This window comes from Nocardia sp. NPDC051321 (genome assembly GCF_044455225.1).
In the GTDB taxonomy this organism is placed as follows: Bacteria; Actinomycetota; Actinomycetes; order Mycobacteriales; family Mycobacteriaceae; genus Nocardia.
On the sequence record NZ_JBITEM010000001.1, the window covers coordinates 225,769 to 238,909 of the forward strand.

Below are 13,141 nucleotides of genomic sequence, written 5' to 3' on the forward strand. Positions count from 1 at the left end.
GCCGGATCTCGACGTGTCACGGAATTAACCTACGGACGTCGGAGGTGCGTCCTGCACCCTCGGCAGGGAGCCTGCGAGGCGACCGGCGTCCACGCCGCAGCGACGGACGGAAGCCGGGCGGACGCGGGGCGTGCTGCGCACCGCTCGCCGGCCGAACGGACCAAACCAGGCCGGGACGGAGGTGCTGACCGAGATGCCGAATTCAATCCTGTGGATCGGCCTGGTCGTGCTCTGGGTCTTCGTCCTGTTCCCCATCCTCGCCGACCGGCACCCGAGGATCCGGCGGACCACCGACGCCGCCCTCGCCACGCGTGTGCTCGTCCGCGGAGATTCCAAGCGGCGCACCAAGAGTGGACCGGCCGCAGGACACGAAACCGACCCCAACTGGCGGCCTCGCCGCGCACAGAGAAAGCATGCCCACAGCGATGATGCGGAGGACCGGATGACAACACCGGCCGACGAACCAGTCACCGAAGGTGACCTACCGGCGATCGCCGAATCCGCGGCATCCCGACCCGATCCCGACATCGCTGACGCCGAACTCGCCGAATCGGCGGACGCCGAGGTTTCCGATACCGAAACGGTAAGCGCGGAAACCGAATCCGACGACGCCGAAGTCACCACATCCGACGACGACACCGTCGAAGATGACGAGGTGGGCGAAGAGCACACCGAACCACCCGCGGCCCGGATCCCGCCCGCGCCGTCCACCGCCCCCGCGCGCGTTTCCCTCGACGACTACCTCGCCGACGACGAAGCCGACCGCGAACACGCCGCACGCCGCGACCGCGACGAATACGACCCCGACGACCTCGACTACGTCCCCACCCGCCGCGGCCGCGGCGGCTACGACCCCGAGGCCGACGCCATCGCCCGCGCCGCCCGCTACACCTTCCGCCAGCGTGCCGTCCTCGGCCTCGTGCTGGCCGGCGTCCTGTGCGGCGGACTGGCCGTCGCGATATCACCACACTTCTGGTGGGGCTCCGGCCTGGCCGGCCTCGTCCTCATCGGCTACCTCACCTACCTCCGCAAGCAAGTCCGCATCGAAGAAGACATCCGCCGCCGCCGAGCCGCCCGCCTCAGCCGCGCCGAACAACTCGGCGAACACGGCCCCCGGCAAGCACAAGCCGCCCGCGCCGCCATGGACCGCGACACCGCCCGCGCCCTACGCCGCCGCTCCGCCCTCCTCGAGACAGATGACGAAGACCCCATGTTCGACCACCTCGACCCCTTCGACCCCGCCACCGCCCGCGCCCTGCGCGACCGCACCGGCGGCGGCGACATGCGCCGCGCCGCAGGCGAATAACCACATCGGCGTAACTCCGAATCACCCCAGGTCAACCCCTCGATTCGGAGTCTCGCAACATCCTTTGCTAGAGTGACACAGCGCGGTTCCCAGGAGCCGCACGGGGCTATAGCGCAGTTGGTAGCGCGTCTCGTTCGCATCGAGAAGGTCAGGGGTTCGATTCCCCTTAGCTCCACTCGTAGAAAAGCCGCAGGTCAGAGACCTGCGGCTTTTTGCTGTGCTCCTGTCAGGAGCCCTGATTGCGTGGTTGACCAGCAGGGATGGGGCTGGGCCTGAGTTCGATGTGACATTTGGTAGGTGGTGTCCAAGTGGTTACAAGGGCTGTTGTGGTTGCTGGTGTCGTTGTTGGATAGGTGCGTCCATTGGAGTCAACGCACGGGTCGTGGCTAGTTGGGGCGCGGTGGGAAGTGCTGCCAGCCAGCCAGTTTGGACGGCTGACCAATGCGCGGCTCGCGGCATTACAGGGTGTTCATCCGCTACTGGATGCGCTCTCTTAATGGGCACCCTTAGATCCGCCACTGGCTTTCGATCCGGAACTGCGGGCATAGCAGCGCATTCGGGGTAGGCGCCAGGCACCTGAAATGGCTGCCGCAAGCTGGCAGCTGCTCGCCTCCGGCATTTCTATGGGTTGCCGAAACGCCTGGTTTACGAGAAACGGGCGAATTTTCAGCTATTGCCATAGGGTTTCTCGGTGCCCGGTGAGAGCAACAGTGAGGGGCTGGTATGAAGCGAGCGCTAACTGTGGTGACCGTGGTCCTCGGCGTCGTTGCGGGCATGTCCGGGGTCGGTGCCGCCGCGCCCGTGATTCCGCCGTTGTTGCCGCCGGTGCCGGGGGTCCTGCCGACGAACGAGGACCCGTTCTATGCGGTGCCCACCGAGGTGGGCTCTGAGTCGAACGGGACCATCCTGCGATCGCGGCCGGTCGCCTCCTTGTATCTGAATCTGCCGATGCCCGTGGACGCGTGGCAATTGTTGTACAAGACCTCCGACTCCCACGACGCACCGACCGCGACGGTGGCCACCGTGATGGTCCCGCGCACGCCGTGGCCCGGCCCGGGCCCGCGGCCGCTGGTGTCGCAGCAGATGTTTGAGGACTCGGCGGGACTGCAATGCGCCCCGTCTTATGCACTGCGTGTCGGATACAGCGCGCCGGGCAACGCCACGCAAGCCGACCAGAACATCCAGCGGGAACTCGCCAACGGCTGGGCCGTGGTCGTCCCCGACTACCAAGGACCGCGATCGCAGTTCCTTGCCGGACCGATAGGAGCTCATAGCGTGCTCGATGGTGTGCGCGCGGCGCGGGCGCACGGTCCGGCCGGATTGAGCGCAGACGCCCCGCTCGGGCTGTCGGGGTATTCCGGCGGTGCCGTCGCTACCGCCTGGGCGGCCGAGCTGCAACCGGAGTACGCGCCCGAGCTCACGCTGTCCGGTGTCGCGCTCAGCGGCTGGCCGGCCCAGTTCCAGGCCGTCGCCCACGCGCTCGACGGCAGCCCGTTCTTCGGGTTTTTGATCGCCGGGTTCATCGGGCTCGACCGCGCCTATCCAGAGTTCGGGCTCACCGATTTCCTCAACGATCGCGGTCGAGCGGTCTTGGCCGACGCCGCAAGCGACTGCCTCAACGATCTACTGGTGAAACACCCCTTCGCTCACATTGCCGAGTTCAGCTCGGTCCCCAATCCGTTCACCGAGCCGCGGGGCGTCCAACTGCTCGATATCAACAGTCTAGGTCAGCGCATCCCGCACGCGCCGATCTTCGAATTCCACACCACCGGTGACGAAGTCGCCCCCCTCGCGCAAGCCGACGCGGTGCTCGACACGTACTGCGCCGCCGGTGCCGCCGTGGACCGCGTCCGGACACCCGGCGAACATGTCACCGGCATCCTCCTCGAGGTGGGTCCCACCACGAACTACCTCGCCGACCGCTTCGCCGGCAAACCCGCCCCGTCCCAATGCCCGTGACGGCCCAGGGCCTCACGCGACCGGAAATTGCGATGTCCATGCCGTAGGCGAGGCCCCCGACGATCGAGGATCGCAAGGCATCGGGGGCCCGGGCCACATAGCCGTCAAGATCGCCAAGGCACTCGGCGCCACAGTCATCGCCCTGACCTCATCTCCCAGCAAGATCGACGCCGCCCGCCAGCTCGGTGCCGACGATGTCGTCGTGGTCGACGATCAGGCGGTGTCGTGGACATGGTCGGGCCGCTGGATCTATCCCAGCCGCTGTTCATCAATTTGACGGCCGCCCACCGGCTTACCATCGGCTCCTCCGTGATCGGCGGGATCGCCGAAACCCGGGAAATGCTCGACTTCTGCGCCACGCACGGCATCAAAAGACTGCTTCCCGCCCATGGCCGTTCAGATCAAATGTGATCTGCCGTTAATGATCCCAGCGATCTGCTGATCAGTCACACCTTCCGCGATGGCATCACGGATCACGCCGTCTCTCGCGATATCGAGGCTCTTGATCATATGTACGGCGATCGAGAGAGCATCCACAGGCAACAATGGCTCGATCGCCTGGGCGGCTCGATGATGACGATGTGCCCCAGCAGCATCACCGATCGCTGCTGCACGTTCAGCGGCAGTAATTGATGCGGTGCGCTCGAGATGATCCGACCACAGGGCAGTAAACGCGGCCCAGCAACCCCAGTCATCCAGCAATCCGAGAATATTCGGACGTCCACCGGGACGCTGCAGCCCCGGCTGCCACCCATCGAAATCAGCGAGAGCGGCGATCATCAGCTCATCACGCTCAGCGTCGAGAAGCCTGGTCAGCAGAGTGTTCGCTTCTAGCGCTTCCAACGCCGTCACCGGTTCGTAGTCATCGGGGTCCCACGCCCAAGCTGCGTGACCTGTGCTGGAATCCGCTGTTTCAGCAACATTATTGGCGCGAACACTCATGTATCGGATCCAGTGCGACAGCAGCGGTCCCCATTCCTTCTGCTCTGGCAACATGCTCATCCCCTCCCGCCATGGCCCCAGCGATTATGCAACGCTGCTCTACAGTCACGACACCGCAGCCTCCTCCACCACCGTGAACCGCCACGGGTTTGGGACCGCAGGTGGCCCCGGCCTCCAGGGCCACATATCGTCGGAGCGTTCCCTCGCGAACGCACGGTATTCGGCATGTGCGTGTGTTGAGTGTCAGTGCCCGCATGGATAGGAGGCCAGCCGACGGCCGTCGAGCACAGGGGCATGGGCAGGTTTCCAGGATGATCGTCGGTTTGCCTGATTCTAGGGCTGCTCAAAGATGCTGGCTGTTAACGTAATACAGATCTGGGGGATAGCGCTCCGGTTGGTCGCTCAACGGCGAGAGATCTCAAAGCTCGTGTAGCTCAGGCTCTTTGCGTTTGTTCACGCCGCGTTCTGGTCGACCGACATACCGGAGGTCTTTCGTTGACGACTGATGAGCAATTCAGCCATGCCCAAACCCGGATCGAGCACTCGAACGCACTCGCCGCGGCGAAACGACCTGTGGGACTTACCCTGATCTGTGTCGGCTGGCCGCTGAGTCTGGTGTTGCTACTTGCTGGATATCGCGAACTCTTGCTCGGTGCGGGTTTGTCGGGGACCGGGTTGAAGATGGTTCAGCTGCTGTCGGTCCCGTTCGCGATATTCCTGACCATCGGCGCCAATACCTGGGTGCTGGGGGCGGTCGCGGCGGCGCGGCGGCGGGTGCCGCAAGGTTTGCTGTGGCCGGATTCCACAACGGCTGCGGACTTGGGAGTGTCCAGCGCGATCGTGTTCCCGATCAAGAACGAGGACACCGCTCAGGTCTTCGCGAACGTCGCGGCGATGGCCGAGTCGCTGCGTGCCACCGGCGCGCAGGAATTGTTCGATATCTATGTGATCAGCAATTCCGACGACCCGGACTGCTGGGTGGAAGAGGAACTGGCCTGGCATGCGGTCTCGGGGATGTTCGACCGAGTCTATTACTGGCGTCGTCACCGCGAGCAGGGCCGCAAACCCGCGAACATCACCGAATTCTGCGAACGGTGGGGCGCTGGCTACGAATACATGGTGACGATGGACGCCGACAGCCTCATGTCGGCGGACTGCCTGCTGACCTTGGTGGGGCTGATGCAGGCCAACCCGGGAGCGGCGTTGATGCAGACCGCACCCAACATCATCAAAGGCCGAACTCTGTGGGCACGGTTGCAGCAGTTCACGATCTGGAGCAACGCGCGGATCGTGCAGTGGGGCGAACGGGTGTGGCAGGGCGCCGCCGGCGCCTATTACGGCCACAACGCGATCATCCGGATCGCGCCCTTCATGCAGCACTGCGGACTGCCGGTCGTCCCCGGCCGGCCCCCCTTCGGCGGTGACATCCTCAGCCACGACTTCGTCGAAGCGGCCCTGCTCAGCCGCGCGGGCTGGCAGGTGTGGCTGGTGCCGGAGCTGGAGGGCTCCTACGAGGAATGCCCGCCCACCTTCGACGAGTACTTCCGCCGCGACCGGCGTTGGTTCCAAGGCGATTTCGTCAACTTCCGCCTCATCGGCACCTCAAAACTGCCACCGGCAGGCCGGATTCGTTTCGCCATGGCCGCCGTGCGTGATGTGTCGACACCGCTACTTCTGCTGTTGTGCGGGCTGATCATCGCGCAAGCCGACAGACCTGGCTACGGAGCTGCCGCGATCTTCGTTCCGCTGCTGGTGTGGGATTTCGCCGCCCGCCAATCCTGGGCAGGTGTGCCCGCGATCGGGTTCGGTATCTCGGTCTACAACCGCTCGGTCACCCAGCAGCGGGTGCCGGTGTGGCGGTCGCTGGGCAACCGTTTCCTCGACCAGATCCTGTGGTTGCTGACCACACCCACCAGGCTGCTCACCCACGCGCTGTTCGTCGTCGAACTCGCCTACGGGCGCGATGCGGGCTGGACCACCCTGCGCCGCACCCCCGACATGTCGACCCGCAGCCAGAACATCGGACTGTACTTCGCCCACACCGCTTTCGGCACCGGCGTCACTACGACCCTGATCGTCACCAATTCTTGGGCGCTGTGGTGGATCTCGCCAGTACTGGCCTGCTGGATCTGCACGGTACCCATCGCGCGAATGTTTTCCTCCACTCGACTCGGTGGATTCACCCAGCAAGCAGGAATACTGCTGATCCCCGAAGAAAACGTGCCGCCACCGATCATCACACGATCCGAACAACTGGCCGAGATCATCGGCAAGCAACTCCCCCCGCACGCTTGGCAAGCAGCGCTGACCGATGAAACCGCCGCCGCCATACATCGCGGATTCCTCGCCCACGCCGCACCCCTGACCGCCCAGCAACGCACCGAAGCCGCTGCGGCAGCCCAGAAATACCGCGCAGGCACCTCCGCACGGATGGGCATGACAACCGCCGAGAAGACAGCATTGCTGCGCGCCCCGCAGAACCTCGCCGACAATCCACCGTCAGCGCTGCCGATCGACTACCCGCCACTCATCCCAACACCTATGCCAGAACAACAACTGATCACGAGGTAACAGACACCGCACGGTTTCGGTAGTCGGTCACTCAACCGGGACATAGAACCCGCGTATCGGTAACAACGAGGAGCATCGTGTCCAAAGTCAATGCCACTACGACGCCAGTTGACTTCTGGTTGGATCCGCGGTGCCCCTGGGCGTGGATCACGTCCCGCTGGATGACGGAGGTCGAGAAGGTCCGGTCAGTGGAAATCCGTTGGCGCGTCATGAGTTTGGCGGTGCTGAACGAGAACCGTCTCGATGAACTGCCCGAGCAATTCCACAGATGGGACATCGTAGGCCGGTATCCGGTGCGGATCTGCGTCGCCGCCGAGCAGAAGTACGGCAGCCAGGTCCTTGGCCCGCTGTTCACAGCCCTGGGTACCCGCATCCACAACCTGGGCCAGAAGCAGACTCGGGAAACCTTCGCGGCAGCCTTGACCGATGCCGGCCTGTCTGAAGACCTCGCCGATGCCGCGTACTCCGCCGACTACGACACCCTTGTACGCACCTCCCACCAGAAGGGAATCAGTCTCGTCGGACAAGAAATCGGTACCCCGATCATTGGCGTTCCTGGACCCCACGGCTCCCGCATCGCCTTCTTCGGGCCGGTGGTCACCCCCGCCCCTAAAGCCGAGGCCGCGGGACGACTGTGGGACGGGATGCTCCTCCTCGCAGGTACCCCAGGCTTCTTCGAACTGAAACGAAGCAGAGACGCCGAACCGTCGTTCGACTAACTTCGTCATCGATGCTGATACAGACATCCTGCGCAGCGCCAAGCCAGCTGTCACGAGTGGTCGATGACCGCACCATCGGCATGCGGTCTGGCCTGGCTGCCATTCCTCATGCAGCGCCTGGACCACGAGTTCATCCTGCGGACCTCGGATGCGCCCCTGCTGCGGAAAATGCCCAGCGACTACATGCGCGGAATGTACTACACCTCACAGCCTTTGGAGATGCCGGACCCCGACCTACTGCAAAGCACACTGAAGGCGATCGATGCCGAGAACACCTTGATGTACTCCTCGGACTGGCCACACTGGGACTTCGACACCCCCGGCCGCATCATGTCGATCCCGAATCTGTCGGAGCAGGCGAAGAACAACATCCTCGGCGGAACCGCGCTGAAGGTGTTCGGCACCAAAATCGCTGGATTGGCACCGACCCCAGCCGCCCGCTAGCCGCTGCCTCCGGCCAGCCACACGAGAACGTCGTCGACGCGCAGCGATTTCGGTCCTGCTATCAGTCGCCGTTATCCGCTTGCGGTGGGGTTCCTGAAGAGCAGGCGGTGCCCGAGCGGTCCGTCGGCGTTCTCGTAAATCCATTCATGGGCGCGCAGGACGTGGTGACAGAGGTCGGTCATCGGGCGGCCCTGCGTCACGGAACGCGGGTAGGGCTGGGATCAGCGTGTCGGCGTAATCGCGAATCCGCTGGGGTGGAAAGGTTTCGGGGTCGGCCAGGATCAGGCGGCCGGCTTCCCAGAACAGTGCGTAGATGGTGCGGGCCGTCAGTTCGACGTCAATGATCGGGAGCAGGTCGGGCTGTGTCGCGGCCCGGACGAAGGTCACCAGTGCCGCGATGAATGCGTGCCGTCCGGCTTCGAGGCGGCGACGGAAAGCGGGGGTGCTGGCGTCGGCGATCAGGAATACTGCCCGCCACCGATCGGGGGCTGCCTGCACGGCGGCAAGAAAGCGCGTGAGGCTGTCCGACATGGCGCGGGCTGGGTCGCTCGTGTTTGCCAGTGGCACCGCCTGGGCCATCTGCGCCAGTGCTGCGGTTTCTTCGCGGTCGAGGGAGGCGCGCAGCAACGACTCGGAGTCGTCGAACAGTCCATAGACCACCGGGCGGCTGACCCCCGCCGTGCGGGCCACGGTGTCGATGGACACCTTGTGGATGCCCTGTTCGACGATGACCCGCAAGACCGCGTCCAGCAACTGTTGCCGACGCGCCTCGGGAGCCATACGCGGTGCGTATTCGCGGTTTCGCCGCTCGGCCATGCGGACAATCCACCTTTCCGTCCTGGGGCTGCTTGACATCCGGCAGCGAGTGAGCAAATACTACACTCACTGTAGCTACAGAGACTGTAGCTTTGATGGGAGGTCGCAATGGCGCGTCGGTACTGCATCATCGGGGCCGGATACACCGGATTGGCGGTGGCGAAGGCGTTTACGGATTTGGGCTTGGACTACGACCACATCGAGGCCACCGACGCCATCGGCGGCAACTGGTCGCACGGGGTCTATGACTCGACGTACCTGATCAGCTCGAAGGACGTCACGCAGTACCCGGACTATCCGATGCCCGAGAAGTACCCGGATTTCCCCAGCGCTGCGCAAATGCGCGACTATCTGCGTTGTTTCGCGACGGAATTCGGCCTGGTCCACCGGATCGAGTTCGACACCCTGGTGACCGATGTCGGACCGCTCGATGATTCGGGATCGTCTGGGTGGCGGGTCGTAGTCGACGGCGGCGAAGTACGCGAATATGCCGGTGTCGTGGTCGCCAACGGTCACTACTGGGATGTCAATATCCCGTCGTACCCGGGCGAATTCACCGGCAAGCAAATCCACTCGAAGAACTACAAGCGTCCTCGGGATCTGGACGGGCCGCGCGTGCTGGTGGTGGGGTCCGGGAACTCGGGCTGTGATCTGGCCGTGGAAGCGGCGCTGACGTTCGGGAACGCGGAGATCTCGTTGCGCCGCAGCTACTGGTTCATCCCGAAATATGTCCTGGGCATCCCAAGCGGTAAGTTCGATTTCGGATCGGTGCCGGTGCCGAAACTGTTGCAGGAGGCCGTTTTCCGGTCGATCGTCGCGCTCGGTATGGGCAGCTTCCACAGCTTCGGGCTGCAGAAGCCCACACATCGGATCTTCGACCAGGACCTGGTGGTCAACCAGCAGCTGCCGTATTTCCTCAAGCACGGTCGCATTGCCGTCCGTCCGGAGATCGCGCGCTTCGAAGGGCGCACAGTGCATTTCATCGACGGCACCCACGGTGACTACGACACCATCGTCTGGGCGACCGGTTTCCGGACCACCTTCCCATTCCTGGGCGAGGGCCTGCTGGAGTGGGAGAACGGGCAGCCGCGGCTGGTATCGCACACCTTCGCACCGGGGCTGGCCAATCTGTACTTCGCCGGACTGGTGGCCCCGCGCTCGGGTGCGGGCATGTTGCTGATGAACAGTTCCCGGCTGCTCGCTGAGGCGGTGCTGCTGCAACAGCGGATGCGCACACCCGTGGGAGATCTCTACGCCCACCTCTGCAAGCCGTCGAGCGAGATCCTCGCGGGCGGACCGGATTTGCGCTGGGAGGTGCTGCGCGGGCGGTGGCTGGTGCGCCGCTTGACCCAGCTGTCAACCCTGCGTGCACTGCTGTCCTACCTGCCTGTGCACTCCTATCTCCGAGGCGAAAAGCTCAGAGCCGCAGACAGATTCGACGCACATGCCGACCGCCGCCGCACGCAAACGCGGCGCGCTGCGCCCGATCCTCGCCGCCGCGCGCAGCAAAGCCTGACCTGAACAGGAGAACCCCCATGACATCGAAGAACAGCATCCCCCGCATCGTCGCCGTCGGCAGCCCCTTAGCCCTGCCGTGCGGTGTGACCCTGCCCAACCGCATCGCCAAGGCAGCCATGAGCGAACAGCTCGGCCAGATCGACGGGTCTCCGAGCCACACCCTGACCCGGCTCTACAGCGCGTGGGGACGCGGCGGTGCGGGGCTGCTCGTCACCGGCAACGTCATGATCGACCGCCGCGCGTACGTCGAGCCGCGCAATGTGACCCTCACCGACGACCGGCATCTCGACGCCGTCCGCAATTGGGCAGTCGCGGGATCGCGAGCGGGATCGGTGATGCTGATGCAGATCAACCACCCTGGCCGCGTCGCGGTCGGCCCGCTGCACCGCCGCCCGGTCGGCCCGTCGGCGTTGCGTCCGCAGGCGATCGGATTCAACCTGCGCAAGCCGCGCGCGCTGTCGCTCGACGATATCGCCGACCTGCGCCGCCGCTACGCACGGACGGCGGAACTCGGTGTGGCTGCCGGCTTCTCCGGTGTGCAGGTGCACGCGGCACACGGGTATCTGCTCTCGCAGTTCCTCTCGCCGATCGCCAACCAGCGCAAGGACTGCTACGGCGGCGACGCCGAGAACCGCCGTCGCCTGCTGCTCGAGGTAGTCGCCGACGTACGACAGGCCATCGGCCCCAATGCCGTTCTCTCCGTGAAGCTCAACTCCGCCGACTTCCAGCGCAGGGGCCTGGAGGAAGGCGAGTCTCTCGATGTCGCGCTCGCCCTGGAGCACGCAGGCATCGATCTGCTGGAAATCTCCGGCGGCAACTACGAGGCCCCGGCCATGACCGGTGTGGTGGCCGACAATACGCGCGAGCGCGAGGCATACTTCCTGCGCTACGCGCAACAGTTGCGTGCCCGCTCGGGGATGGCGCTCATGCTCACCGGCGGTATCCGCACCCTCGACTTCATGAACGAGGTCCTGGCGCAGGGCGCGGTCGACGTGATCGGACTGGGCCGCCCCTTCGCGGTGCGCCCCGATATCGCGGCGGAGCTGCTGTCCGGCGAACGGGAACCGCAGGTGCTGCCGACCGCACCGCGTATCGCGCTGCCCGCTGCCACACCGATCAACTCCTATCTCCAACTCGCCTGGCACGCAGCCAATTTCCGCCGCATCGCCGCAGGCGCGAAGCAGGTGAGCGGTCCGGGAGCGCTGCGCACCCTCGCCGCCGCCGGTACCACCGTGACCGCCCACGCACTCACTCAGTTCTGATCGTAGAGGAGCCTTCATGAGCCTGCCTACCCCCTCTCCCACCATGCGCGCCGTGGTCACCGGCGCCTCCTCAGGTATCGGCGTGGCCCTCGCTGAAGCCCTTGCCCAGCACGGCTATTCGCTGATTTTGGTGGCTCGTCGCCAGGACCGGCTGCGTGCGCTGGCCGAGCGACTGGCGGCCCGCCACGGTATCGAAGCCGAGGTCCGGGCCATGGATCTGTCCGACCGCGGTGCACGCGCGAAACTGTGTGCAGAACTCGCCGACCGGAATATCGCGGTGCTGTGCAACAACGCAGGCTTCGCCACCTATGGCGAGCTGGCGACCGCGAACCCAGACCGCGAACGCCAGCAGGTCGAACTGAATTCCGTTGCGGTGCATGACCTCACCTTGGCCGCGCTGCCCGGCATGGTGCGCCGCGGTACCGGCGCGATCCTGATCACCGGATCCACCGCGGGCAATCAGCCCGGCCCACACAACGCCACCTACGCCGCCAGCAAGGCCTTCGCCAACACCCTGGCCGAATCGCTGCACGTCGAACTCTCCGGCACCGGTGTGCAGTGCACTTTGCTCGCGCCGGGCCCGGTGCGCACCGAATACGCCGAGGCGGCTGAGGCCCCGAACCTGGACCGCATGGTGCCGGGTCCACTGTGGGTGAGCGCGGAGCAGGCTGCGGCCGACGCGATCGCGGGCATGGCCGCCGGTCGCCGCCGCGTGGTTCCAGGCCTGTTCGCCAAGGTGCAGACCGTCGGCGGTCAGTACACCCCGCGCGGGTTGGTCGGGCCGATCTTGCGCGCCATCTACCGAAAGGTCGTATGACATCATGGGATGGGAACCCGCTATTCGGACTGCGGGCCGTGCGCTCGGTGCGGACCTGCGCCGCCTCCTGGCGCTGGGGGATCCACGGCAGAGCCTCTACCGCGACGCCCATTACTTCAGCGCCACAGTCGAAATCGACCCAGCACGCATGCGGCAGTGGCTGCCCGCCGGGATGCAGCTGAGCGAACCTGCTCGCGCGGACCTGTTCACCGCCTGGTTCCCCGACAACAATTTCGAGTCCCCGGGATACCACGAGGCTGGGCTCTTCGTGCACGTCAAGACCGTGCAAGGCACCGGAATCCATTGCCCGTGGATGATTCTCGACGACGACGTAGCCCTCATCATCGGCCGCGAACTGCTCGGCTACCCGAAGAAACTGGGTGAGGTCGACTGGACGCTCACCGACATCGAGATCCACGCGCAGGCAACCCGCCGCGGGCACAAGCTGCTCAGCATGGGCGGCTGGCTCGGCGAGGTCATCCCCGACCCGCCGCCCATTTTGGCCCGCCCGCACCGCAATGTCGTCGGTCTCGCGGGCCTGTTCCCGGCGTGGCTGGTGGCCTTCACACCGCGCGAGAGCGTGATCGAAGTACGGCGGATCGAAGACTTCACCCTGAAACTCGACGGTTCCGAACGTGATCCGATCGATCAGATGGGGATCGGGCGGGTGATCGAGGCGCGGCTGCATCGCGTCGACCTGCTGGGCGGGTGGCTGCCACCAATTCCGGTGCGCCCGCTGACCCCGCTGTTCACCATGACTCACCTGCGGCCCCGCATCCTGTAACCG

Annotated in this window: 13 protein-coding genes and 1 tRNA gene; 12 read left to right on the forward strand and 2 right to left on the reverse strand. The window is 65.2% G+C overall.

All coding sequences use genetic code 11. From position 1 onward, the window contains the following. Window positions 1-193: 193 nt before the first annotated feature. The 5 genes from glpR (at window position 194) to ACIA8C_RS00975 (ending at window position 3,676) form a co-directional block, all read left to right on the forward strand. Window positions 194-1,306, forward strand: coding sequence for a gephyrin-like molybdotransferase receptor GlpR (gene glpR, locus ACIA8C_RS00955; protein WP_397130197.1), 1,113 nt, complete (start codon window positions 194-196; stop codon window positions 1,304-1,306). A gap of 102 nt (window positions 1,307-1,408) precedes the next feature. Next, window positions 1,409-1,481 (forward strand) — tRNA-Ala (locus ACIA8C_RS00960). Between the two features lie 548 nt (window positions 1,482-2,029). Further along, window positions 2,030-3,265 carry a lipase family protein gene (locus ACIA8C_RS00965; RefSeq protein ID WP_397130198.1) on the forward strand — a complete coding sequence of 412 codons (1,236 nt, stop codon included), beginning with the start codon at window positions 2,030-2,032 and terminating at the stop codon, window positions 3,263-3,265. After that, entirely contained in the window at window positions 3,174-3,542 is a 369-nt protein-coding gene (locus ACIA8C_RS00970; RefSeq protein ID WP_397130199.1) for a zinc-binding dehydrogenase, read from the forward strand. The genes ACIA8C_RS00965 and ACIA8C_RS00970 overlap by 92 nt, the downstream gene beginning before the upstream one ends. Continuing rightward, window positions 3,491-3,676: a hypothetical protein gene (locus tag ACIA8C_RS00975; protein ID WP_397130761.1), complete on the forward strand. Its 186-nt coding sequence runs from the start codon at window positions 3,491-3,493 to the stop codon at window positions 3,674-3,676. The genes ACIA8C_RS00970 and ACIA8C_RS00975 overlap by 52 nt, the downstream gene beginning before the upstream one ends. Here ACIA8C_RS00975 and ACIA8C_RS00980 read toward each other — a convergent pair. Then, entirely contained in the window at window positions 3,662-4,261 is a 600-nt protein-coding gene (locus tag ACIA8C_RS00980) for a hypothetical protein (RefSeq protein ID WP_397130200.1), read from the reverse strand. The two genes, ACIA8C_RS00975 and ACIA8C_RS00980, sit on opposite strands and share 15 nt — an antisense overlap. Window positions 4,262-4,702: 441 nt before the next feature. Here ACIA8C_RS00980 and mdoH point away from each other — a divergent pair, with 441 nt between their 5' ends. The 3 genes from mdoH (at window position 4,703) to ACIA8C_RS00995 (ending at window position 7,941) form a co-directional block, all read left to right on the forward strand. Continuing rightward, complete coding sequence (mdoH, locus tag ACIA8C_RS00985) at window positions 4,703-6,778, forward strand: glucans biosynthesis glucosyltransferase MdoH (protein ID WP_397130201.1); 2,076 nt, start codon at window positions 4,703-4,705, stop codon at window positions 6,776-6,778. A 77-nt stretch (window positions 6,779-6,855) separates the two neighbouring features. After that, window positions 6,856-7,497 carry a DsbA family protein gene (locus tag ACIA8C_RS00990; RefSeq protein WP_397130202.1) on the forward strand — a complete coding sequence of 214 codons (642 nt, stop codon included), beginning with the start codon at window positions 6,856-6,858 and terminating at the stop codon, window positions 7,495-7,497. Window positions 7,498-7,560: 63 nt separating this feature from the next. Then, entirely contained in the window at window positions 7,561-7,941 is a 381-nt protein-coding gene (locus tag ACIA8C_RS00995) for an amidohydrolase family protein (RefSeq protein ID WP_397130203.1), read from the forward strand. A 144-nt stretch (window positions 7,942-8,085) separates the two neighbouring features. On the opposite strand, the gene ACIA8C_RS01000 is transcribed toward ACIA8C_RS00995, so the two are convergent. Continuing rightward, complete coding sequence (locus ACIA8C_RS01000; RefSeq protein WP_397130204.1) at window positions 8,086-8,757, reverse strand: TetR/AcrR family transcriptional regulator; 672 nt, start codon at window positions 8,755-8,757, stop codon at window positions 8,086-8,088. A 108-nt stretch (window positions 8,758-8,865) separates the two neighbouring features. Here ACIA8C_RS01000 and ACIA8C_RS01005 point away from each other — a divergent pair, with 108 nt between their 5' ends. The 4 genes from ACIA8C_RS01005 to ACIA8C_RS01020 are packed head-to-tail and all read left to right on the forward strand — an operon-like array spanning window position 8,866 to window position 13,138. After that, window positions 8,866-10,278, forward strand: a complete 1,413-nt coding sequence (locus ACIA8C_RS01005) for a flavin-containing monooxygenase (protein ID WP_397130205.1) — start codon at window positions 8,866-8,868, stop codon at window positions 10,276-10,278. A gap of 14 nt (window positions 10,279-10,292) precedes the next feature. Then, complete coding sequence (locus tag ACIA8C_RS01010; RefSeq protein WP_397130206.1) at window positions 10,293-11,537, forward strand: NADH:flavin oxidoreductase/NADH oxidase family protein; 1,245 nt, start codon at window positions 10,293-10,295, stop codon at window positions 11,535-11,537. 16 nt (window positions 11,538-11,553) lie between these two features. After that, window positions 11,554-12,354: an SDR family NAD(P)-dependent oxidoreductase gene (locus ACIA8C_RS01015; RefSeq protein WP_397130207.1), complete on the forward strand. Its 801-nt coding sequence runs from the start codon at window positions 11,554-11,556 to the stop codon at window positions 12,352-12,354. A 4-nt stretch (window positions 12,355-12,358) separates the two neighbouring features. Further along, complete coding sequence (locus tag ACIA8C_RS01020; RefSeq protein ID WP_397130208.1) at window positions 12,359-13,138, forward strand: acetoacetate decarboxylase family protein; 780 nt, start codon at window positions 12,359-12,361, stop codon at window positions 13,136-13,138. Window positions 13,139-13,141: the final 3 nt, after the last annotated feature.